Here is a 25005-nt window from a genome sequence, read left to right as displayed (position 1 = left end):
CCCTCCTCAGTCCATTTTCTTCTGTACGCGTGTCTGGAAGTACGTGATGCTAAGCGCGATGATGAGCAAGATGATGGCGACGGCACTGGCATAGCCGACCTCTTGGTGCAACATCGATTTTCGGAACAGGTATGTCGAGATGACCTCGGTCGAGTTACCCGGTCCACCTTGCGTCGAGATCCAGACGATATCGAACGTCTTCAATCCGCCGATGACCCCGAGAATCGTCAGCGTGAACGTCGTCCCTTTCAAGTTCGGGAACACGACGCTCCAGAGCGTGCGCCAGAAGCCGGCGCCATCGATATTGGCCGCCTCGAACACTTCACGCTCGATGGCGAGCATCGCCATGTAGTACATGATCATCGACGAGCCCGTCCATTGGAAGATGTTGATCAAGATGATGGCGTACAAGGCGACGTCCTGGTCGCCGAGCCAGTTCTGTTCGAACGCACCGAGACCGACCATGCGGAGAAATTCGTTGATGTAGCCGAACTGGAAGTCGAAGATTTGTGAGAACGCGGCACCCAACACGACCGGGCTCAACACGACCGGGAAGAAGAACACCGACTTGAAGAACGTGCGGCCGACACCTTTCGTGTGGAGCAGGTACGCCAAGACGAGCCCGAGCCCGGCTTGAATCGTCACGGTCAAGACGGTGAAGATACCCGTGTTCTTGAGCGCGTTATAAAATTCCGGGTCGCTGAACATACGGCCGAAGTTCTCGAAGCCGATGTACGTCTTCTCGAACGAGATGCCGTCCCACGAGAACAGGGAGTGATAGGCGTTATAGAAGATGCCGTAATAGATGAAGGCGATGACGAACAGGACGGTCGGGGCGACGAACGCCCAGCCGATCAAGTTCTTTTTCAGCTGCGCTTTCTTCTTCGTCGAATCCGGTCGTTGCGGCGGGACCGCCGACAGCTTCGGCTGTTCTTCCGGTAACTCGGTTGCGTGTTGCATAAGGTTCCCTCACTTTCCTATCAAAAAATCGAGCGCCAGTCAGGCTGGCCACTGGCGCTCGTTCGATTATTTACCTTGATCGGCGATGGCTTGGATGCGCGCGAGCGCTTCTTTCGCGTCTTGACCGCCGGCGATGTTTTGAAGTTCTTTGCCGAGCGTGTCGTATACTTTCGGGTCACGGATACCACGGCCCGCGACGGCGTTCTTCACCGTCTCGTTCAAGATTTTGTACGACTCGCGTTCTACGTCAGACGTGAACTTGTCCTCGTACGCCACTTCGATGTCTTTGACGGCTGGTGCCATCTCGAACTTCTCCATGTAGAGAGCTTGGCCTTCGCCTTGCGTCATGTAGGCGATGAAGGCGGCCGCGCCGTCTTGTTGTTTCGACTCCTTGTTGACGCCGAGTGCCATGTCGATTGAGGCGATGACCGGTTGTTCTGTGCCACCAGCGAGGTTCGGGAGCGGGACGAAACCGATCTCGTCTTCGAAGTTGTTCCACTTGTCACGCTTCTCGACCGTCGTCATCGAGTGGGCTTCCCATGAGCCGATGACCCACATCGCCGCTTTCTTGTCGAAGAAGTTGTTCATGCCGTCCATGTATGTCGCAAGGCCCAAAGCGCCTTCTTGGAACACTTTGTCTTCGAACAATTGTTGCCAAAGTTCAGCCGTCTCAACCATCTCTTTGTCCGTCCATTTCGCCTCACCCTCAAGTACTTTTTGGATGTACCCTGGTGCGACTTGGTGGCTCAAGACGTTGAAGACGTCGGTGCCGACCCAGGCATCTTTCGCGCCGAGCTGCATCGGGATGACCTTGTCGCCCGAGGCGTTGATCTTGTCGATCGCCGCAATCGTCTCGTCATACGTCTTCGGCGGCGTCACGCCGTATTTGTCGAGCATCGTCTTGTTGTACATGAGGTACGCCTGGCCTGTGAACCCGACCGGTACCGCCATCTGTTCGCCGTCGACCGTTGTCTGTTCGACGCCGAGCTCGATCAACTTCTCTTTCCAGCCCGAGCCGGCCGCTTTGTCCATGTAGTCTTTCGCCGGGACGAGGCGGTCCTTGTATTGCGGAATCATCGGTTCCTTAAGGCCGATGACATCTGGACCGTCACCGCCGAGCATGGCGACTTGGAGTTGTTGTTCATAGTCCTCGAGACGTTTGAACTTGACGACGTAGTCGTCTTGCGACTCGTTGAACGCCTTGGCCATGGCTTCCCCGACTTCTGGTTGTGGCGCCCAGCCCCACCAATTGATGACCGGCTTGCCGTCTTCCGTCGTCGCGGCCGCCTCTTCCTTGCCGCCGCAAGCGGCGAGCAGTGATGACAAGACGAGTACCGATGATGCGAGTGCGATTGTCGTTTTCTTCATGTTCATTCTCCTTTGAATGTTATGCGACCAACTTGAGGCAAAGCTCCCGAATCAAGTGGTCTGGCATCGGTTGATCTCCGAGCCGGGTGAGTGTGTATGCGATCAATTCCAAATCAAACTGCCAATGGTCGTCTATGTACGATCCGACGACGTATAGGTCGGCCCCGAACGGCAACGCGTCCTGTTGCTTCAACCGCCATAGAAGCATCTCGAACAGTCCGTCGAAATCGTTCGTGCGGGCCTCGTTCAAGTCCGAGACGCGGAACAGCCGGATGTCGCGGGCCTCCTCGTCGTAGAGCCGGAAGATGCCGTCCCGCCGTGAGCGGGTGACGACGACACCGTCAGCTTTTGAGAACGCTTCCAATTCATTAAACGTTGAACCGTCCCGTGTGAACAGCCGTGTCGCCCCGTAGCGACCGAATATATCGTGAAACTTGTCTTTCAGCAATGGTGTCTCTATGTCCATGTCTCCCCCTCCACTTTCCCGTTTGAGAGTGTCACCCCTTACTTAGTAAATTAAATTTATTATCTAACTACAAACAGACTATAGCACATCCGTTTTAGACTTGTAAACGGTTTCATATAAATTATTTTTCGACACAAAAAAATCGCCCTCGAGGTGAGAGCGATTGAATCATTGAATCTCGCCGAACAGTTGGTTCGTGATCAAGGCGGCCGCACCGAGCGCGCCATGGTTCGCATTCCACGGGACGACACGGATGTCCGTCTGGCGGGCGTCCATCGTCAGCGCCGTCTGGGCGACCCGCTCCTGGATGTTGGCGACGACGTTCGGCGCGTAGTTGAAGAGCGGCCCCCCGAGCAGGATTCGGTTCGGGTTGAGCAAGTGGATCATGTTGAGCGTCGCGATGCCGATATATTCCCCGGCCCGCTCATACAGCTGCTGGATGTCGGCGTTCGTTCCGACGGCGTCACGCAGATCATTCAGATTGAGCTCGTGATTCAGCTGCCGGGCCTCGTTTAAGATGGCCCGTTCCCCGGCGACGGCCTCGAGGCAGCCCCGGTTGCCGCACGAGCAGATCGGCCCGTCGAGCATGATGCGCATATGGCCGATCTCCCCGGCGATATGATGCTCCCCGTCGATCAGCTCGCCGCCGTGGACGTAGGCGCCTCCGATGCCGTAGCCCGCGTAGACGTAGAAGAACTCGTCGATGCCGATCGCCTCGCCGAAATAGAGTTCGCCTAAGGCGAGCGTCCGCACGTCGTTCTCGACGAAGACGTTCTGGTTCAGACGCTGTTCGAGTTCTTGTTTGAGTGGGATGTCATGCAAGTGGAAGCGTGGCGCGAACAGGACGATCCCATTCCCCGCCTCGACCATCCCGTGGACGGACACTCCGAGCCCGATGACGTCGCCTTGTGCTTTACCAGCCAATTCTATGTATAGCGTCACGATGGCCTCGATGAACTCATCGTTCGTATCGAACCGTTCGTCATGCCAGGCCTCGCCTAACATCTCCCCATGGATGTTCGTGACGACGCCATGCAACCGACGCTGCGTCGCATCGATACCGATGACGAAACGGTCGCTGGCCGCGAGTTCGAGCATGATTGGCCGTCGTCCCCCGCTCGAGACGCCGAGTTCGCGCTCGTTGATCAGCCCTTCTTCTTTCAGTTCATTGACGATGTTCGAAATCGTCGGCTTCGTCAAACTCGTCGCCTTGGCGAGCTCGACCCGGGACACCGGCTGATGAAGCCGGATGAGCCGGAGGATGAGCGAGCGGTTATACGTCCGCATCCATTTCGAGTTCCGTGGTGTCGTCTTCCCCATAACTGTTCCACCCATTTCTTTGCTTTTTTCTTAGTATAGCATGTCGGGGAAAGCGGTCATGGGTTGGCTGAAAAAAACTGACAACTCAATTCTTTAGCCGTTGCCTAAAAAAATGGGATAATCAACCTTACCCGGCTGATCATCCCACGAACTTCTCCGGTTAATACTACACGGACCCCATCACGCTATATGTCTACCCTCACAAGGAAGTGTGTAGTGCAAAATAGGAGTGCAGAAGTGTGCAACGGAAACGTACACAACTCTGCACTCCTATTTTAGAAAAGAAAAAGGACTTGCCAGCAACCATAATCTCACCCTAACGTTTAAGTTGCGACACAAGAACGTTAGGAGATGGAAGGAATGCTAGTGTCAACAGCGGTTTAAAATTGGTTCTTCCTCACTTTTGGTGAAACGCCTCATCCCTGTAGTTATGTAGACATCGCTTTATATTTCAGTAGAACAACGAGCCTCAAGTGACATTCAATATTTTGATGCGCAACAGCTCCAATCCCGCCCGACCATACATTTGGCGTTTGATCGTCTTCAGTCGGTTGACCTGTCCCTCGACCATGCCGTTCGACCAGGGCAGCGTCATCCCGAGCCGGATAGCGTCGATGTCCCCTCGTATATAGGTCGCGAAAGAGGCTAGTGGGGCTTCGTTCGCCCTTTGCGCCTGTTCACACCACCATAAGATATCCTGTTCAGACGTCGCTTCGCTGAAAAGATTCTTGAACGAACGGACGAGCTCGTTTAATACCTTCAAGAAAGGATGGATGTCCAGTATCTTTATGAGAAGTGGTTTGTTAGAAGGCTCGTCCTCCCAGAGGACTTTCTGGATGATTCGTCGATTGATGTTAATCTCGTGTGGGACTGCTTTTTTCAATCTTGCCACATAAGGTCGAAACGTACTGATTCCACGGAGATATCCTTTCCGTTTCAACGTCCGGTACATCCATTCGGTCGTCCTGCCTTGGCGGATCCATCTGACGATGTCTCCCTTGTAGATGTCTGCGCTGTGTCGTCGATGTGACCGACTGATTCTTGGTGGCTCTGTCATCTGTAGGTATCTACGGCACGTCTTTGGGTCGATATGGTGACGTCTAATCAACTCGGAGATCGGAACACCCTGTCTCGCATCCTGTTGTACTGTGAGAATAAGCGTCCATTTTCTTCTTTCAGCGTCTGTCAGTTCACGTTCGGCGTTAAGGCCATCCGGTTCGAGAAGGATTTTTTCGCTATATGGAAGACGTCGCTTCAAGATGTCTTCAATTTTCTTCCCTAAGTTATGAAACAAGTGCCATCGGTCACTCACCTGTTGAATCGTCTCATCGGCCAAACGGATGGCCTCCCGAAACTCCATGGACCCGTCACGTGCCACCACCTGGATGGTGGGATGCGAACGAATCCAAGCACAGACGGTTTTGACATCCCGAGAGGGAAGTAAGGCGATCGGGCGTCGTGTCTCTAGATCACAGATGATTGTCCCGTACTTTTTTCGTTTTCTCCAGGCCCAGTCATCAATGCCGACCACGCGAGGGTCAGGCGTTTTCCGATGATGTTGTGAGCGTTTCAACAGTCGGAGTAGCGTACTATCGCTGATATTGTTCAAGATACGTTCCAGCCCGATCGCACTCATTCCACTTAAGAGCCTCAGTAGCCCACGTTCTAAACGGATTGTTCTGCGGGAGTGTGGTCGACACAGGGAAGGAAATCTCTCCGTAAAGATGCTTGAGGGGCAGCTTAGTTCGTCGCAAAAGAAACGTCTTGCCTGAATCCGTAGCTGCACATCAAATCCGAACACACGCTCATCGTGCAATGTCCTGATGTATCGGCTATGGACACGATGTGAGCTTTTAGTGCAATGGGGACAGGGTGCGCACGACTTTTTTCCATGACAAATGAACTGATATGTTTCATCACGACGGTTCACCTCGACCACTTCTAATTCTGGAAGAAACTCGTTTAACATGATTGATCCCTTCAATCCTTTTAGTGAACTAATTCCCGAAGACGGACTTCATCAAAAGTGAGCAAGAACCATTTTAACAGCGTTGATTACAGTACGGAACGAAATGGGGCGAGATGGTCGAAGATTGGTTGACTGAGGATCAGATGCTTCAGAAAAAGTTAAGACGAACGAATAAAAAGATTTACGAAACGTTGGTGGCGAACGGATTCGAGGGTTCTTACCGAACGGTCTGCAATTTCATCAAGAGCTGGCATATGACGAGCGAGGAGGAAAACGACACAAGGCACGAACGATTGCAGCACCCTCCGGGTGAGGCGCAGGTGGATTTTGGGACGATGGAAGTCGTCAAAGATAGTCATGCGGTCGATGTAAAGTGCCTCGTCATGAGTCTGCCCTTCAGCAACCGCACAGCAGCCGTCGCCCTTCCTGCAGAGAACCAGGAGTGCTTCCTGACGGGACTCAAAATGCTTTTTGAAGAAATCGGCGGTGTACCGCAACAGCTCCGAATCGATAATCTCCCCGCTGCCGTCATCCAACCGAGAACGACGAAAGAAGAGGCAATCTATACCGATGCTTTTCTACAGTTCATGGCTCATTATGGATTCCAAGTCCAAAGTTGTAACCCTTACAGCGGGAACGAGAAAGGAAGTGTTGAGAACAAGGTAGGATACGTTCGATACAATTTTCTTGTCCCAGCCCCTGTCATGCGTGACTACGATTCGATGAACCGGCAGCTCGCAGTCTCCCTACGGGACGATATGGAGAGGGTGCATTACGAAAAGCATGTGCTGATCCGTGAGTTATTCGAAGAAGAGCAGAGACATCTATTGCGATTGCCACAAGAAGACTTCCCCGTCTTCAAAGAAGAACTGTTCAAGGTGAACAAGTACGGTGAAATAACGATCGATAAGATGAAAGTTTTGGTCCCTTCGGGGGCGCGTCATGGGCAAGTACGAGCCATCTTAAGGTGGGATTCGATGAAGATCATCTCACTTTACGGAGAGATTCTTTACGAAGAAAAACGGCCCTACATGATGACAAAACGTGCGCTCCCATGGGAAAACATCATCAGCACTTGGCACAAGAAGCCGAGAAGCTTCGGGCACTCCCGTTATTCCGAATATCTGCCTGGGAGAATTAAAGAGTATCTGGGCGTGCCGAACTTACTCGTTAGGCAGGAACGACTGGCTTGGATCCGAGCCAAGCTCGCACTGTATCCAATTTTAGAGATCAATGAACGCCTATACGAGCTACTGAGCGAGGACGACGACCCAGCCGTGGTCGAGGACCATCCTTATGATGTGGACTGGAGCAAGTATGATAGCCTGAATCGGCCGTGGGGAGAAGGTGGCACAGCATGAGCTTGAAAGAAATGTGTAAGTCGCTACGTCTTGCCTACGTCGCCGAAATCTATGAATCGATTCCAACGGAATCTCCTGAAAAATTCCTGACGGAGCTTTTCTCTATGGAAATGCGCCTCCGCGAAGAAGCGAAAGCGCAACGATTAATCAAAAAGGCAAAATTCATCAACAACAAGTCACTCGCCGACTATCACTGGGGCAATCAAATATACTTCCCCAAGCATTTAGATAAGGGCGAACTTACCTCACTGAATTTTGTCGAGCATTCACAGAACGTCGTTCTGACAGGGTCCCCAGGAACAGGAAAGACCCATTTGGCCATCGGACTCGGGAGAGAAGCTTGTCACAAAGGTTATGAGGTGAGGTTCTTCCGGGTATCCGAGCCCGTAGAGCAACTCAATAAGGCCTGGCGAGATGGAAAACTGAGCAGCTTTCACTCTCGTCTCGAATCGGCAGACCTAATCATTTTAGATGAGATGGGATACATCCCTCTCACAAAAGAATCTGCGGAACTCCTGTTCCATCTAATCACCGACTGGTACGAGCGAAAGAGCTTGATTATCACATCCAACCTTGAGTTCAGCCAGTGGAATCGCATTTTTGGTGATGCGCGCCTAACGGCGGCACTCGTCGATCGAGTCATACACCACGCTCACATACTCAATTTCACAGGTGACAGTTATCGTGTCACACATGCATTATCGAAACACTAAAACTCAACTGGCAAAGTTCTGTACTTTTCGTTGCATAATTGTGCGCATTTGTATTGCAAAATACAGGAAGGAAACGCTATTCCCCCCGTCTAACCATTGCCCTTATCACACATAAGCCCGGGGATATCTCCGATAACATAGGGCGTAAGGTGACAGAGGCGTGAGACAACGGTGGAAGAACGACTGAAAAGGGGGAATAGCGTTTATACTCGGTCTAACCTAGGAATTACGTAGAGCGCTCGGAAGAGAATCGACCGATGAAAACAATTGATGAACAAATCCATGAGTGGGAGCCGATGATCCATTACGTCGTCCGACACTTGAACATCCATCCGAACGAGCAAGAAGACTGTGCCCAAATCGCACGTATCGCCTTATGGGAAGCGTTGAATCGGGGTTGTACGTTATCAAAGACGTATTGCTTCCAACGAGTCCGCGGGGCCATCTTGAATCATCAACAAAAGAACGCCCGGCACTTGAGGCATGAGATTGCGACCGAACAGTTGCCGGAACAATGCATGATGTCCGAGCGCCATCTCTTCGACTGGCTCGACGAACAACGATTGAAACTGTCACCCCGTCATTTCGAACTTCTCTGTCACCTGATTGATGGGACCGAACAGACACTGGCCTATTCCGCGAGTCGATTGCGGGCGTACAAGGCAGACGTTCAACGTGAATTGAGAGAAGACATTTATTCGAAGGAGTGAACAGCATGGAACATATGACAATCAAAGAGGCCATCACCATTTATTTAGAGGACGTAGAGTTCAGACACCGTAAATCGCAAGACACCGTCAAAACGTATCGGAACACCTTACGCCGATTCGAGAGAATGATGGACGAGTCGAACGTGGCCTTATTAAAAGACGTGGACGAAACCGCCCACGCCTATGCGTATCGAGATGAATTGGTGGACTGTGAGCGCGCGTTTAACACAATCAAGAAGTATGTAAGTGTGATCAAGACGTTCATGGCCTACTCGGTGCACAAAGGCTGGATCACCAAGAATCCGTTCTTACTCGTCAACGTCTCCGGTGCCGAGGCGAGACGGCAATCAATCATCCTCAGTCGCGAACAGCTGCATCAAATCTTGTATCATGCCGACAACGCGACCCTATATAACATTTATATGATCGGGTGTGATGCCGGGCTTCGCATCAGTGAGATATTAGATTTACAGCTTGGAGATGTCGCGTTCGAGACGAATGAATTGGTCATTCGACACGGGAAAGGTGATAAGATGCGAGAAGTCCCGATGAGCGATCGTCTACGTGACGCACTACTGCGTTACATTCAATGGGAGCGGCCGAAGACCGATACGGAATCTCCCTACTTGTTCATCATGCCACGCGGTACAAAAGTTCGGGCAAACTATGTGAACGAGTATTTGCAGAAAGTGTCGAACGAGCAGTTGGGCTTTGGCATCACGAGCCACATCCTGCGACATAGCTTTGCAACAGAGCTTTACAACGCAGATGTCAATATTACTAAAATCAGCCGTTTGCTGGGTCACGCATCGACCGAGACGACAGAATTGTATCTGCATATTTCAAAAGGACAAAAACATGAAACGATTGAGGTATTAAATCAAAAAAATAGGCAAATTGCTACAGAAGAAAAGAAACGTAAGTGATATTTATTTAAATTACAGATTGTCAAATTAAGCGCAACACTACTCCGCAGAGGCAGCGTGTGCAGTCTTCCAATCCAGGCATTTGTAAAGCCGGCCATTAACCTTGGTAAGTGCGTTTGCGAAGACCATTGACATTCTCGTTACTGCCTCTATGCCAAGACGCATATGGGTCGGCGAAATAGAGCAACACGCCGAGAAGTCGCCAGGATACAATCGTGACTGCTGAACTCTTTGATCCGGTCCATCGTACCACCTAAAAAAGTGACCTCAAAGGGCCCAGCGCCACGCTGCGACCTTCGATTGGCAATACGATGTAGAACCGACTCTTACGTTCGATGAAAGTCAATCAGCTTCCCATAGATTTATAAATAAGTGGTGGAGAAGAAGACGCTCCAACTGAAGAGCTTTTCCGCAGTCTATTCCTAGGACCAGATCGCTTCAGTGAATATGGTTTGTAGTTTCTGAGAAATTTAATACAATGGACATCGGACATTGCTAGCATTCCTTCCACTTCTTAACGTTCTTGTGTCGCAACTTAAATGTTAGGTTGAGATTTCGGTTGCTGGCACGTCCTTTTTCTTTTCAAAAATAGGAGTGTAGAGTTGTGTACGTTTCCGTTGCACACTTCTGCACTCCTATTTTGTACTACGTAATCTCCTGACTTTCTTGTATCGCCACTTAAAACGTTAGGATGTCAACTCCGGTTTAAAATTGGTTCTTCCTCACTTTTGATGAAGTCTATCTTCGGTAATTGGTTTACTAAAATGATTAAAGAAATCAATAACGTTAAACGAGCTGCTTCCCAGACTAGTAGTGGTCGATGCGAAGCGCTGTGATGAAGCATATCTGTGCTGTTATCATGGGATAAAATTGTTCGCCTCCTGTCCCTGTTACATAAAGTGCTCATACCTTGTCCACATCAGAACAGTGAAGGATAAGCATGTGCTTGGAATGGATGCGTATTTATGTGTTCAGATGAAACGTTTCTTCTGCGACGAATCTGCCTATACCACGGTTATCTTCACGAAAAAGTTTCCTCCCCTATGTCGACTACCATCTCACAGAATAATCGGTTTGGAACGGGGTATGTTGAAGGCATTGATTGGGATGGGACTGGGACTTCTCTTGAAAAATATCAGTGATAGTACGTTACTCAGAATGTCGAAATGATTGAAACATCATGTGAAGAGACATTCCCCTCGAGTTATCGGTATAGATGACTCAGCTTGGTGAAAACGAAAAAATATGGGATGATTTATGCGACCTGAAAATCAGACGCCATACCGCCTTGCTTCCATTTCGAGACGTCAACACTGTCTGTGCCTAGATCCGTTCACATCTAACTGTCCACAAGGACCGAAATTATCCTTCTGATCAGAAAAATATATTCACGAATCCAAATATTTATGAACTTTTTTTATTTGAATTTTTCACCAAAAGAAACCTAACCATTTCTGAAATGATAGTAGAAACCGCAGCACCATAAATTCCAATCTGAGGAATCAATACTATATTCAATAAAATATTTGTAATTGCTGCTGTAGAGCTACTAAAAGCAATTGATCCAGACTTTTTAGCATAAAATAATTTTGCAACATATATAAAATAGAATCCATTCACTATTTGTCCGATTAATAGTAGAGGAATTATGTTAATCGCACTGTGGTATTCTGGGGAAGAAATATATTTAATCACTATAATTGAAGTGGGTAAATATATTATCGATACACCTACAACAACCCCAGCAAAAATTCTCAGAAGCTTATCCGCTTGATTTGCTTGGTTCATTTTTTTTAATTTTGTATACCTCGGAACCAATGCGTTATTAACACTTGCAAAAAACAAACCAAGAACCATTGAAATTTGAACTGCTAAAGAATAAATCCCTACTTCAGCCACTCCAACAAACTTCTCAAGAATAACCTTATCAGACGAACTGATAATCCATCCACTTGCAACGTGTGGAATCAAAGGCAAACTGAAAAAAAGACTTTCCTTGATGCTTTGCATACTAAAATTGAAATCAATATATTTTATTATGTGAAGATAAGTTATTAAAGTAACGATGGCGCTAATAGAGGCTTGGGCAATCAGAACTCCTTCTGGTCCAAAATTTTTATATTTTATCAAGTATATTGATAATAACATAATTAAAACTGCTTTCGAAAAATTCACAAATACGAATAAATATGCTTTTTCTTGTGCTCTAAATAAAGCTAAAGGTAAAGATAATAGAGCAGACAACCATGAAATGAGAATCAAAAGATAATAGAATGGGTTTATTGGTATATCTTGAAATAAAAAGCTTCCAATTACTTCATTAAAAATTAATAGTAGTAAAGAGAATGCTGTAGAAAACAATGATACAAAAATAAATATTGAACCTAAGTATCTTCTTTGTTCTTTTGGCTGATCTAAGTAATCGTAAAAGAATCTTGTGATTGCTCCGTGAAGTGAGAGTACAAGAAAAATTTGAAGAAGCCCTATTAATGATTGTGTAGTAGTGACCACTCCATACTCTGCAGGAGTAAAAACATTAGTATAAAAGGGTAGCATGATAAACCCTATGATTGGGGTTATCATGCTACCTAAAGTATATAATAATGAGTTTTTAAAAAATGGATTAGCGACTATTTTTTTTAACATATAGAATCACTTCAATCATATATTGATTTTACCTTGCACAATCAATTTGAATTTTTCTAAATCAGAGAAATTATCAATATCCAAATCATAATATTTGTCCATTATGTAAGGATACTCATTATCATTGAGACTTGTATCGCTTGATAAACTAGTGACCTTATTAACATAAATAGCACCATTTATTTTATAGTAATTAGAGAATTCTTGACGTCTAACTGTGCTACTAACCTTTAACAGATTCTCTAATTTTCCTTCTTCGCCTATTTTTCGAATTAGAAGAGGATGGTCTTTTACATAAGATACACCTACAAGACTGTCATAATCTTTGTCAATTGCTAATTTTATCGAATTATCGATATCTATGGAAGAGCGAAGCGGTTGCGTTGGTTGCAATAAAATTACGTAATCATAAATTTGATTTTTGCTTTCAAGTAATTTTAATTCGTGTACAATTACATCTATAGTTTTAGCATTATCAGTGGCCAAGTTTCTAGGACGTAGATGTGGGACATCGACTTTTAAATCGATGCAAACTTCCAAAATCTTCGGACAATCAGTTGATACTATACAAGTATCAATAAGATCACTTTTTTTTATCTCATCTAAGGTATATTGAATTAAAGGCTTACCTTCAATTTCATATATATTTTTTTGTGGAATCCCTTTACTACCGCCTCTAGCAGGAACGATTGCTAATATTTTTTTATTTTTATACATTATTTTTCTCCCGAAAATGTATATCAACAAATTGTTTTTGTATATCGTATTCCCAAACTTTTTTATTTTCTAAAACTTTAATGAACTTTTTATTACTATCGCCCTTCCCGAAATCGCTATAAACTTCGCATTTTTCTTTTTTTACTTCAACCATTGAGTTTAGAATGTTTTGAGTGGTTATATTCTCCACATGTAAAATCCCTTTACTATTCTTGTTATACCTGTTACGTTGTCGTATACCAATATCAATTGCAGATACACCATATACCCTTGCTTCGCGTATACCCGCACTTGAGTTACCAATCATGTATTCAGAGTTATTTAAAAGAGTGAGAAAATATTCAAATCGAATTGAAGGGAAAATTTTAATTCGTCTATTGTTGTATAACCTCTTATATTCATGCAAAATTATTTCGCTACCTTCATCATTATTAGGAAAGATTACTACAAAGTTTTGATCGGATTCTAACATAGCAGAAACGAGACTATTGACATGACAATGTAGTTTATCTAATTCTGTGGTTACTGGATGAAACATGCAGATTGAATAATTATCAAAGTTAATTTCATACCGCCTTTGTACCTCTTCTAAAGAAGGTAAACTGTCAGAGAGCATAACATCTATGTCAGGGGAGCCAATAACAAAAACACTATCTGGATTCTCACCCAATTGACAAATTCTATCTTTAGATTCTAGATTACTAACAAAATGCATATGTGCAAGTTTTGTAATTGAATGCCGAATTGATTCATCAATTGTGCCAGATACTTCACCCCCTTCAATATGAGCTACCTTAATGTTGTTAAATGCCCCTACTATCGCTCCTGCTAAAGCTTCTAGTCTATCACCATGGACGACTATCATATCGGGTTTCATTTCATGAACAAAATTACTTAAACCCAAGATTGTGTTACTTAACGCAATATCCATTTTTGAACCCGATTGTTGATTAATATATTTGTATAAATTTTTAAATCCGTCTTTTTCTATTTCTTTCCACGTCAACCCATATTTAGACAACATATGCATCCCTGTTACAAAAATACTGAGGTTAAAATCCTTACTCAATTCTACTTCTCTCATCAATGTTTTTATTTTTCCGTAATCCGCCCTGGTGCCTGTAATAAATAAAACGTTTTTCATTTAGAATATTCTCCAGTTTTTGAATCAACAAAATCAGACCAACATAGATGTTCATCTACATTAACATCTTTCACCAGAGTTTTCCCTAAGACTGTATGATAATCCTCCGCTCTTATTTCACCCGTTCCAGGTCTTTTAACCCAAACATTGTCTTTTGTTAAAATTTCTCCAGCTTTAATATTTTGAGTAGTGACAACAGTTGCAAATGCAAAGTCAATTGTGACCTTTTCTTCCTCTGCAGCAACTTTTGTTCCGCCTCTCATTTCTGCAACCTCTTTAGTCGCAGAAATGAGTTCCTCTAATTCAATGGGATCCATTGAGCACAAAATATCTGGTCCTTTTCTTTCCTTAGAATCTGTAAAGTGACGTTCGAGAATCGACGCTCCCAAAGCCGTGGCCGCAATAGCGGCGTTGTTATTGACTGTGTGATCTGACAAGCCAATTACTGCTTCTGGAAATGCTTCTTGCATTTCTTGCATACCACCAAGCCTTACCAACCTTGCAGGTGTGGGATATAAATTAGTGCAATGTAGCAACGCGTATGGTACTTTATACTCTTCTAAAATATTTACAGTTTTTCTGATACTAGGTATATCATTCATTCCAGTTGAAACAATCATAGGTTTTCCAAATGATGCAATTAATTCTATCAAAGGATAGTTATTGCATTCTCCAGAACCGATTTTATATGCCAACACATTCATTTTTTCTAATCTGAGTGCTGCAGCTCTAGAAAAAGGCGTGCTTAGATAAATCATATCTTGCTCTTCAACAAAGTTTTTTAAAGCAATCTCATCTGATTCATTGAGTGCACACCTTTTCATTACTTCATATATTGAAACATCTGTATTTCCAGGTATTACCTTCATTGCTTCTTTACTCATCTCATCTTCAACAACATGAGTTTGGTGCTTGATAACTTCTGCACCTGCTTTTTTAGCTGCAAGAACCATTTCTTTAGCTGTTTCTAAACTTCCTTCGTGATTAATCCCGATTTCTGCGATAACTAAGGGTTGATATTTTTCTCCGACTTTTCTTGAACCAATGCTAAATTCTGACATTTTTTTTACCAACTTTCTGTTGTTTTTAATGAAGTTTATTATTTTCCCAAATATCATTTTCGGAATATAGATCTAAATCATATTTGTTAGTGTTATTATTTTGCTCTAAAAAGAATGATATTTCTTTGTTTGTATAAAAAACAGGTATACTAAAAGTTTTCACAAAGTTACTTATATGCTCATGTCCTTGAATACCAATTACAATAGGGTTAGCTTTAAAAGCTATTGCTTCCAATAAAGATGTAGAATAAACTCCAATTACCCAATATGATCTAGCTAGAAGTTCATGAATAGTTTTTTCATCTTTAAAAATTGTTACATTTTTAAATTTACTAAGTTCGACGAGACGAGGATACTTCCAATCCCAATATTCAAACTCTTGAGGATGCAACTTAATAAAAAAATTATAATCCGATAAAGATTGCGCTAACTCATAAATTTCATCAAAAAGCTTTATAGCGATAGTAGGCTGTGAGACTACCAAAACACTTTTTTGTTTTTTTTCTTCAAAATATGAATTTAATTTTTCAACTTGGTAATTTAAATAGTCATAACCCGTTATTTCAGTCTCTAAATTTTGCGGTAAGTTCGTGTTTTTAATCCAGTAATTACCAAAAAAATTAATTCTATCAGGGAAATATGGGATAGTGGTGTTTTTCGGGAAACTATATCCAAAATGTAAATCACTCATGACTCCATGCTGTATTTCAGTCACTTTAATATTATTCATTTGTGCCGCATGAATAATGTGCTCCTTACCGTAAGAGCAAACAAGAAAAATTTCTTTAAGATTTTTACTTTTAAACAGCGGTGAATAAACTTCAACACCAACTAAAAATCCATTTATTTTTTGTTGAACTTGTTTCACTAAATTTAATTTGACGTTTGTTTCATTAAATATTATATTTTCTAATTCAGAAATAATGCTTAAGTTATCCACAGATATAGGTTTAACTCTTTTAATCTTCCTCCTTATTTTATGCACTAGTTTAAGCAAAAAAACTGAACTTGATGGCGCATACAAGGATTTTTCAATATTATTATTATAAACATCATCAAGTATATAAACATTTTCGAGTGTTGGAATCAGAAAATGAGTATAGGGATCAATTTTAATTTGATCAAGTAGTATTTTTCTTGGATTTTCAAATACCAGGTATTCTGTTGTTCCGCTGATAAAATAAGGGTTACGGATAATACTTGTAACAGAGTTTTTTATCAACTTACCAATTTTCTTATTTTCTCTCTTCTTATTTAGAGACTCACCTTGCAATTTTCTTATTATATCTAATCGAATTAATTTCCAAAAGTATACTCCATGTTCATTCAAAGAAAATAATTCGTGTTTTTTCTCTAAATTTAGTATCAATTCATAAATATTGATTCTATTATACTGTTGCAATTAATTCACACCTTCAAAATAAATTATTATTTAAAGTAACTTTTTCCGAAAATTCTTGTTTATATTTTATAATTTCGTTCGTATCCATCATCCACCATTTTGTTTTTTCAAGTTCCATTATTATTTCGTCCGAGAATCTTTTCTTTATGATTTTAGCAGGATTACCAGCTACAACTGAGTATTTTGGTACGTCTTTAGTAACTATGCTTCCCGCGCCAATAATTGATCCTCGACCTATTTTAACACCTGAAAGCACTACGCTATTCGAACCAATCCACACATCTTCTTCTATTATTATTGGTCCTTTTGAAAAAATATCATTTTCGATACTATTAGTGAAAATATTCTGATTCATGAAGTAAGTAGAAATTTTATCAAATCGGTGGTAATCTTCTTGAATAATCACATTAGAACCAATTGAAGTGAATGAACCAATAAATATCTTATTTACTTTAGAAGAGATTCTCGTCCCTGGTCCGTTTATTGAAACGAATCTTCCGATTTCTACATTTCCAGTACATATTGTATTTTGAATTTTACATCCATACTGAGAGGAAACTTTTCCTGAGATGGTCGATTGATTAATAACATTTTTGTATTTGTTACTACCTTTTAGTGCTTTAAAATCCCTTACCGATATTACACTTTTTAAATCTATAGAAAGCGTTCTATCGAATTTTAAATACAAAACCAAAACTTTTTTCACAAAAAACTTTATTGTTTTCATCATAGTTTTATCACCATATTCTCAGTTTTATAGACGTTAATTCACGATAATGATCTTTTAGGTTGCATTACAAATAATAATGCTAGTAAAATTATTAAAATTTGAGGTGAAACTATCATAGGTAACATGTATACTTTCATAAAATTGCTGATAAAAGCTTGAACAAAGTAAATTATTAATACTGCATAAAGTGCAATTATAATTTTGTTTTTCGAACTACTTTTTATCACCTTTTTTAAATTTTGATCAATCATTCCAGTAACAAAACTTAATCCAAATAAAATTATTGTTCCTAAAATATATCCAAAGTTAGAGCGTAAGAAAAACATAGGCATTCCCCCGGTAGTACCACCACCACCTTGACTGGCGTATGAGGAAAAGAGAAGTCCATAAGCTTCTTTAGACAAATTGATAATGTCTCTATTTAAAGCAGAATCTAATAAGAAGGTTGGTACACCACTTCCCCAAAGTATGCCGCCATATTTTTCTTTTAAAACAATATCTTGGACGTAAATCATTCCAGATTGACCAAGTACTGCTCTATTAAATAAATTTGAAAGAGCTTGACCAATACTTTGTACACCCATAAACAACATATACATACTTATGAGCGCAACTAGAACCAGCGCTAAAATTTTAAAATATAGCGAAAAATTATTTTTTAAATTCACATTTTTATACATTACATAGCTAAAAAAGATAGTTAAAAGGATATAAATTACTCCACTTTTTTCAAAGTGATAAGTGTGAAATAGTAGTGTTAATATCGTAGTAATAATAAAAAGTGTTTTGAATTTTTTTTGGTTGTCTAAATAAAATAAAAAAACAATAACCAAAATAAATCTCATTAAATCATTAATTACCAATCGATAGTATCTTAAAAAGAAAGGAATGTCATAATTCGAATCGTAATCGTGTGTAATTGATAGTCTTAAAAGAGCGAGTTCTCTAGGATCGGATATTTTCCCTGTCAATAATAATAGTAGCGGAATACTATCTCGAATAAAGACAAAGTACACGCATGCATAAATTATAACTAAGCCTAATAGAATATATAATCTATTTAGTTTAACATCATTTCCCATTTTTATAAAAGAATGCGATGGAATATTAATTTTAGCTCCCAAAAGTAAACCTAGTGGTACAATGCTTAAAAAAATTAAGTAATCTAAAAATATACTGATATTTAACTCATTCATACCAACCCTTAATCCATAAGAATTGTAATACCCTCCCAATGAAACAAGAAAGAACGTGGCTACCATTATTGCATCTGAAATTGAAAACAAACCTTTTTTACGAAATAAGAAATAAATAACCCCAGTGAATGCTAACAAAAGGTAGTACATTATAAAAATCATAGTATCCATATATTTTAAGACCACTCGTTTCCTATGATAAATTCACTATTACGACTTGTTGGTATTTCTATGGCTATGTAAAGTTTCAAAATATAAATCTGACAAAGTGCGTGATATCGATGTCCAGTTATATCTTTCAATTTTGGCCGGAAGATTATTAGTGAGAACATCATAGTTTGATATTATCATTTCTACTTTATCTATAATATCCTCTATAGAAGTTGCTTCAACCGCATACCCCACTTCCCCTTCTAAAAATTGGCCATCAAAGCCTTGATTTTTAGAATAAATAATTGGCAATCCTTGACTAATTGCTTCGGTATATACTAAGCCGAATGTTTCGGTTTTTGAAGGCATGATGAATATATCGTGATTTCTGTATATATTAATTAGCTCATCTTTATTTTTTGGAGCTATATACTCAACAAAACTATATTTATTCATTTTTTTATACACATTCTGATCTTGTATTTTGCCTACAACAGTAAACAACACTTTTATGTTACTTAATTTACTTAAAGCTTCAACTGAAGACAGAACATTCTTATTAGTATTTATATTTCCTACATAGAGAAACTTTATTTTTTTATCATTTATTTTTCTCTGTGCAAAAAATTTATTTTCATGCCAAAAATTATCAATCGCATTAGGTATAATCATTATCTTTTCATTAATAGCTTTTCTATATTTTTTCGGGATGTACTTTTCCAATAAAATATTTTTATAGGTTTCTGAGAGTAAAATGATTTTTTTTGAATTTAATAAAATTTTCACGCCTAGTTTTCTTAAATGAACCATATATTTAAAGAAAACATTGATATCAGTATTTCTAACAGACACGACGTAGGGAATATTAAATTCACTGAACAGTTTGTATGCGCTCAAACCATCAGTGAATAAAGTATGAGCATGAACCATGCTCATACTTTTATTCACTATTTCATTTTTGACATAGTTATATATTTTCTTTTGTTTATAATGGTAGAAAAACCTATCATTCTTTCTAAATAATAGTGGTGCATCAACATTTTCTTTTCTATCTATAACAAAATCGATAGAGCCATTCACAGGAGAAAAAACCTTACTATGAATACCGTTCAATTCTAGATGATTTAACATTTCATCATAGAATGCATTATATAGATGATTAGAATTAAAGTGATAAATTTCCATTTTTCTCTTTCCTTTTTTTATAGACTCCAATATTTAAATCCATTGTTTATATATTCTTCTGAATTTAATACACTTTTCACATCAATTAAAATTTTTCCACTTTCAGGATTAAATAATTTCTCTATTTCTTTTACATTCATCATTTTGTACTGATCATGTGCTACTGCTAAAACAATACAGTCCGCATTATTAATTTTATCTAATTCAGTTAATTTCAACCCGTATTCATTAGATAACTCTTTTTTATCCGCATTATAATCTACTATAGTTGGATTGATATCAAACTCATTCAGTCTATTGATAATATCAATGACCTTAGAATTTCGTGTGTCGGGACAATTCTCTTTAAAAGTTACACCTAAAATCACAACATTAGCTTCTTTTACAATTCTATTTGATTTTACAAGTTCTTTAATGATAACATCGCCAATAAAAGGTCCCATTCCATCATTAATTTTTCTTCCTGACAATATAATTTGAGAATGATATCCGAGTTTTTCTGCTTCATAAATGAAATAATAAGGATCAACACCGATACAGTGTCCTCCAACTAAACCCGGATAAAATTTCAACGCGTTCCATTTGGTATTCATGGCCTCAATAACTTCATCTGTGTTAATGTTCATCCGGTCAAATACCATAGCTAATTCATTCATAAATGCAATATTTATATCTCTTTGGCTATTTTCAACTACTTTGGCTGCCTCAGCAACTTTAATCGATTTCGCTTTATGCACGCCCGCCTTTACTACAAGTTCATATACAGCTGCAATATTCTCAAGCGTCTCTTCATCAATCCCAGAAACAATTTTTACAATATTTTCAAGTGTGTGTGTCTTATCACCAGGATTAATTCTTTCTGGAGAATAGCCAACTTTGAAGTCTCTTCCACATTTCAACCCAGACACTTCTTCTAAAATCGGAATACAAACTTCCTCAGTCACCCCTGGATACACAGTAGATTCATATACAACTATTGAACCTTTTTTTAAATTTTGACCTACTGTACGACTCACATTTTCAATAGGAGTCAAGTTAGGAGTTTTATCGGCATTTATTGGAGTAGGAACCGCAATTAGATAAAAATCAGCTTCTTTTAGTTTATGAGGGTCACTAGTGAATTTTACTGTTGTTTTTTTTATTTCTTCATCTCCAACTTCATTAGTTGGATCGATACCGTTTAAATACTTTTCAATCTTATCTTTATTTAAATCGAAACCAATAACATCAACTTTTTTTGCAAAAGCTACAGCTATAGGCATTCCTACATACCCCAAACCAACAACAGCTAATTTCGATCTTCTCGCAAGTAATTCTTCAAATAGTTTCATATATGATCCCGCCTTCAATTATTTTGATCTTCTTTTTAGATATTTAATTACCTCAACACCAAAATGCCGAGGATATTTTATGATTGACGATAAGCTATTAACAACAAATTGAACATATTGTTGATTTCGTTTATATGCAATAGACATAACCACACTATGTCTAAAATCCACATAACTATTCTCTTCATCAGTTAATAAATTCCGATATTTTTGTTTGAAATTATATAAATCCTTTTCTCCGTTTATTTTATTTATGCCAAAGGAAATTCCACCATCATTATGACGATATGCAACGACATCACAAGTATCTATGTATCCAATTTTCAAATCTGATTCTATAGTCTTAAGCATCAAATAAAATTCTTGACCCATCTTCACTTGTTCAAACCCACCAATTTCTTTCAACTGAGTTGTTTTATACATAAATGTTGGTGTTCCTGTTAAATGATACATCAAATGATATTTTAAGTAGTCACGTTTATTATAATTCTTAGGAATATCAAATGTTCTATACTCTAAAAATTTTCTATTTTCGTTTACAATTTTCAAATTTGTAAAACTCATGTCCACACCATTATCTATCATAAATGCCAGTTGCTTTTCGATTTTTCTTGGTTCATATTCATCATCGTCATCTAAAAAAGTCAAATAATCACCAGTCGCAAGATTTATTCCTATATTTCTAGCTAAAGCCCCACCCACGTTTATTTCGTTTTTAACGTATATACATCTATTATCGAAATTCTCTTCATTCATAAAACTTTCAATAACATTTCTTTCAAGAGATTCCGGGACATTATCATCGACAACTATAATTTCGATATTTGGATATGTTTGATTATATAAAGAATCTAAAGCTCTTTTTAGATATTTTGCTGGTCTTTTGTACGTAGGAACAATTATTGATACTTTGTTTTGCACGTTTTTTCCCCAATCTCATCAATTATTATCATTCTAAATTAAAACTTAATGGGCTATAGAAAAATTACTTACTCTTTAAAAAATTCTTTTTGGTGTGTTCTTTTTCTTCAGTTGTTGAAGCTACTTCATTTGCATACGTACCAGTACCACCTTCTAAAACACCTTCACTTCTTAATACGCTTATTAAAGTTCTCAGAAAGCAACGGAAATCCATCTTTGCTGATATATTTTCAATATAATAACCGTCTAATTCCGCCTTCAGTTTTATTGGCAATTCATCTCGCCCGTTGATTTGAGCCCATCCTGTTAAACCAGGTAGCACATCATTTGCTCCATGTTTTTCTCGTTCTTCAATTAAATCATATTGATTCCAAAGTGCAGGACGAGGACCAATCATTGCCATGTCACCTTTTAAAATATTGATGATTTGAGGCAGTTCATCGAGACTTGTTTTCCGAAGGAACTTCCCGACTTTTGTAATGTAAAGATCCGGGTCTAATAACAAATGTGTTGGTGTGTCCTTAGGAGTATCGATTTTCATCGTCCTAAATTTTAAAATTTTGAAATGAGTTTGATTCACTCCGACACGCTTTTGTTTAAAAAAGACGGGACCTTTCGACTCCAATTTAATCGCAATCATAATCCCGACAAATAAAGGTGATAAAACAATTAATCCTACTAAAGAAAGAATGAAATCAATTTTTCTTTTCTGCTCAATGTATTTCATTATTCACACTCCAATGGTCAAACAGTTTCTCGAACGTGGTTAATAGAATCATCTTGCAACTCAATACCATCATTGGCCCAATTAATAAGGTAAAGACTAAGTGCTTCACTCGTTTTAAGATGATTAATTTGATTTAGTTTTCCATCTAAATTCTGCTCTTCCGACACAATGCCCGTAAAGATTTTGGGATATACTGCTTCCGAATGGACTTCGCCTTCTTTCAATAGCTCCTCGAACATTTTTTCGCCTGGACGAATCCCACTATACTCAATGGAGATTTGTTCCTCCGTAAAACCACTTAATTTGATCATGTTTCGAGCAAGGTCAACAATCTTAACGGGCTCACCCATATCTAAAACGAATACTTCTCCGCCGTCCGCAAGCATTCCAGCTTGAATAACGAGTCGACTGGCTTCAGGAATGGTCATAAAATATCGTGTCATATCTGGATGAGTAACTGTAAGAGGACCGCCTTTTTCAATCTGACTTTTGAAAAGTGGGATAACTGATCCACGACTCCCTAAAACATTACCAAAACGAACGACAGCATACTTCGTACGACTTACTTTTCCTAAGCGTTGAACGACCATTTCAGCGATTCGTTTTGTGGACCCCATGACATTTGTTGGATTTACTGCTTTATCAGTCGAAATCATAACAAATCGAGAAGCCTCAAATTTATCGGCCATTTCAGCAACGTTTTTAGTCCCATAAATATTATTCTTTACCGCTTCATGAGGATTTGCCTCCATCAATGGTACATGTTTATGGGCTGCAGCATGAAAGACAAGATGGGGAGTGTAAGATTCAAACACTCCTTTTAATCGATTTCGATCCTGTACGTCCGCAATAATCGGGATAAGTTCAATATCCAAGTTCAAATCACGAAGTTCACGTTCAATCAAATAAATACTATTCTCTCCGTGACCTAGCAACAGGAGGCGTGATGGTTGAAATTTCAAAATTTGTCGGCAAATTTCAGAACCAATTGATCCACCAGCACCAGTTACAAGAACCGTTTTGCCTTCTACTTCTGACTGTATCCCAGAGATGTCCAGCTCTACAGGGTCACGCCCAAGTAAATCTTCAATTGAAACCTGGCGCATCTGGTTGACTGATACTTTACCGGCTGCCACTTCTTCAATCATTGGCAACGTATGAACATTTGTACAAATCGATTTTGCACGTTTGATGATTTCTAATCGTTCTTTATAATTCATTGACGGGATAGCGAAGACAATCTTATCAATTGCCTCACGTTCAACTACCGATTCTAAATCATTAACCTTCCCCAACACTTTCACGCCGTTGACGGTTAGTGATTGTAGATGGCTATTATCATCAATAAACCCAATCGGGTTCATTCGATGATTTTGTGAGTGCTGCATTTGACGGACGAGCATTCGTCCAGCTTGTCCAGCTCCAATGATCAGCGTCCGTTTTTCATCTTTTCGTCTCTTTAATTTTTTATTAAATAAACCGGAAGCAGAATTAGAGTTCCAAGTGATTATTACACGCGAACCTAAGCGAATTGCTCCTAAAGCTAATAAGGAAAGACAGAAACTGAGAAACAACATGCGTTCCATTGCTTCGCCGTACACCGTGAACTGGAGTCCATATAAAATAAGTGTACTCGTCATAAGGGTCAATGCGAGACGCAAAGCTTCTGATATGCTCGCAAACCTCCAAGCAACACTATACAGACGGCTAACACTTGCCATAATGATAAATAAGCAACTATACATTAAAGCCGATTCCACAAAATGATTTCGATCGATAGTTTTAATGAATTCGATGGGGTATAAAAAAAAGTACGTAATTAGCATCGAAGACAAAAGAGCCAAAATATCAAGCCCCACTAACATACTAAGTCTGAAAGATTTTCTACTTATTTCAGGTATTGACATTTTTTCCTCTCCCTCAAAATTAAAAATAATAAAAACAGAATTACAAAATCATATTTTCTACATTTATTCATTTTTATACTGATTAGACAAAATTA

21 protein-coding genes are annotated in these 25005 nt (G+C 40.2%); 4 read left to right on the top strand and 17 right to left on the bottom strand.

Annotated features, from left to right (window positions below; genetic code table 11):
• Positions 1-6 precede the first annotated feature (6 nt).
• The 5 genes from KNP75_RS02250 to KNP75_RS02230 form a co-directional block, all read right to left on the bottom strand.
• Positions 7-960: a carbohydrate ABC transporter permease gene (locus KNP75_RS02250; RefSeq protein ID WP_214828741.1), complete on the bottom strand. Its 954-nt coding sequence runs from the start codon at positions 958-960 to the stop codon at positions 7-9.
• Between the two features lie 66 nt (positions 961-1026).
• Positions 1027-2328, bottom strand: a complete 1302-nt coding sequence (locus KNP75_RS02245; RefSeq protein WP_251128173.1) for an ABC transporter substrate-binding protein — start codon at positions 2326-2328, stop codon at positions 1027-1029.
• Positions 2329-2347: 19 nt separating this feature from the next.
• A complete protein-coding gene (locus KNP75_RS02240) occupies positions 2348-2794 on the bottom strand; it encodes a hypothetical protein (protein ID WP_215189635.1) in 447 nt (148 codons plus the stop codon).
• A gap of 168 nt (positions 2795-2962) precedes the next feature.
• The gene (locus KNP75_RS02235; protein WP_215189633.1) at positions 2963-4114 is read right to left on the bottom strand and encodes an ROK family transcriptional regulator; all 1152 of its coding nucleotides are present in this window, start codon (positions 4112-4114) and stop codon (positions 2963-2965) included.
• A 469-nt stretch (positions 4115-4583) separates the two neighbouring features.
• Positions 4584-6083, bottom strand: coding sequence for an ISL3 family transposase (locus tag KNP75_RS02230; protein WP_215189632.1), 1500 nt, complete (start codon positions 6081-6083; stop codon positions 4584-4586).
• 113 nt (positions 6084-6196) lie between these two features.
• On the opposite strand from KNP75_RS02230, the gene istA reads away from it, so the two are divergent.
• The 4 genes from istA (at position 6197) to KNP75_RS02210 (ending at position 9793) form a co-directional block, all read left to right on the top strand.
• Entirely contained in the window at positions 6197-7444 is a 1248-nt protein-coding gene (gene istA / locus KNP75_RS02225; protein ID WP_215189630.1) for an IS21 family transposase, read from the top strand.
• A complete protein-coding gene (gene istB, locus KNP75_RS02220; RefSeq protein WP_215189628.1) occupies positions 7441-8157 on the top strand; it encodes an IS21-like element helper ATPase IstB in 717 nt (238 codons plus the stop codon). Before istA ends, istB begins: the two co-directional genes overlap by 4 nt.
• A 257-nt stretch (positions 8158-8414) precedes the next feature.
• Complete coding sequence (locus KNP75_RS02215) at positions 8415-8867, top strand: sigma factor (RefSeq protein ID WP_215189626.1); 453 nt, start codon at positions 8415-8417, stop codon at positions 8865-8867.
• Between the two features lie 5 nt (positions 8868-8872).
• Positions 8873-9793, top strand: a complete 921-nt coding sequence (locus tag KNP75_RS02210) for a tyrosine-type recombinase/integrase (RefSeq protein ID WP_215189624.1) — start codon at positions 8873-8875, stop codon at positions 9791-9793.
• A gap of 1404 nt (positions 9794-11197) precedes the next feature.
• Here the strand turns inward: KNP75_RS02210 and KNP75_RS02205 are convergent.
• From KNP75_RS02205 to KNP75_RS02150, 12 genes are all read right to left on the bottom strand, one after another.
• A complete protein-coding gene (locus KNP75_RS02205; RefSeq protein WP_215189622.1) occupies positions 11198-12439 on the bottom strand; it encodes an oligosaccharide flippase family protein in 1242 nt (413 codons plus the stop codon).
• A gap of 15 nt (positions 12440-12454) precedes the next feature.
• Positions 12455-13156, bottom strand: coding sequence for an acylneuraminate cytidylyltransferase family protein (locus KNP75_RS02200; RefSeq protein WP_215189620.1), 702 nt, complete (start codon positions 13154-13156; stop codon positions 12455-12457).
• Positions 13149-14300 carry a UDP-N-acetylglucosamine 2-epimerase gene (gene neuC, locus KNP75_RS02195; RefSeq protein WP_215189618.1) on the bottom strand — a complete coding sequence of 384 codons (1152 nt, stop codon included), beginning with the start codon at positions 14298-14300 and terminating at the stop codon, positions 13149-13151. The genes KNP75_RS02200 and neuC overlap by 8 nt, the downstream gene beginning before the upstream one ends.
• The gene (locus KNP75_RS02190; RefSeq protein ID WP_215189616.1) at positions 14297-15361 is read right to left on the bottom strand and encodes an N-acetylneuraminate synthase family protein; all 1065 of its coding nucleotides are present in this window, start codon (positions 15359-15361) and stop codon (positions 14297-14299) included. Before KNP75_RS02190 ends, neuC begins: the two co-directional genes overlap by 4 nt.
• Positions 15362-15386: 25 nt before the next feature.
• A complete protein-coding gene (locus tag KNP75_RS02185) occupies positions 15387-16763 on the bottom strand; it encodes a hypothetical protein (protein ID WP_215189614.1) in 1377 nt (458 codons plus the stop codon).
• Positions 16764-16776: 13 nt separating this feature from the next.
• Positions 16777-17493 carry a CatB-related O-acetyltransferase gene (locus tag KNP75_RS15735; RefSeq protein WP_285800831.1) on the bottom strand — a complete coding sequence of 239 codons (717 nt, stop codon included), beginning with the start codon at positions 17491-17493 and terminating at the stop codon, positions 16777-16779.
• A 38-nt stretch (positions 17494-17531) separates the two neighbouring features.
• On the bottom strand, positions 17532-18860 hold the full coding sequence (locus tag KNP75_RS02175) for a hypothetical protein (protein ID WP_215189612.1): 1329 nt from the start codon (positions 18858-18860) through the stop codon (positions 17532-17534).
• A 39-nt stretch (positions 18861-18899) separates the two neighbouring features.
• Positions 18900-20024, bottom strand: a complete 1125-nt coding sequence (locus KNP75_RS02170; RefSeq protein WP_215189610.1) for a glycosyltransferase family 4 protein — start codon at positions 20022-20024, stop codon at positions 18900-18902.
• A 17-nt stretch (positions 20025-20041) separates the two neighbouring features.
• Complete coding sequence (locus KNP75_RS02165) at positions 20042-21355, bottom strand: nucleotide sugar dehydrogenase (RefSeq protein ID WP_215189607.1); 1314 nt, start codon at positions 21353-21355, stop codon at positions 20042-20044.
• Positions 21356-21373: 18 nt separating this feature from the next.
• Entirely contained in the window at positions 21374-22276 is a 903-nt protein-coding gene (locus tag KNP75_RS02160; protein WP_215189606.1) for a glycosyltransferase family 2 protein, read from the bottom strand.
• Positions 22277-22340: 64 nt separating this feature from the next.
• Positions 22341-23003 carry a sugar transferase gene (locus KNP75_RS02155; RefSeq protein ID WP_215189604.1) on the bottom strand — a complete coding sequence of 221 codons (663 nt, stop codon included), beginning with the start codon at positions 23001-23003 and terminating at the stop codon, positions 22341-22343.
• Between the two features lie 17 nt (positions 23004-23020).
• Positions 23021-24910 (bottom strand): polysaccharide biosynthesis protein, encoded by a 1890-nt coding sequence (locus KNP75_RS02150; RefSeq protein WP_215189602.1) that lies wholly within the window; start codon positions 24908-24910, stop codon positions 23021-23023.
• Between the last annotated feature and the right edge of the window lie 95 nt (positions 24911-25005).

The organism is Exiguobacterium sp. s6 (genome assembly GCF_018618155.1).
Lineage (GTDB): Bacteria > Bacillota > Bacilli > Exiguobacteriales > Exiguobacteriaceae > Exiguobacterium > Exiguobacterium mexicanum_A.
Note: the sequence above shows the minus strand (reverse complement) of the source record. Positions and strands in the feature narration are given on the sequence as shown.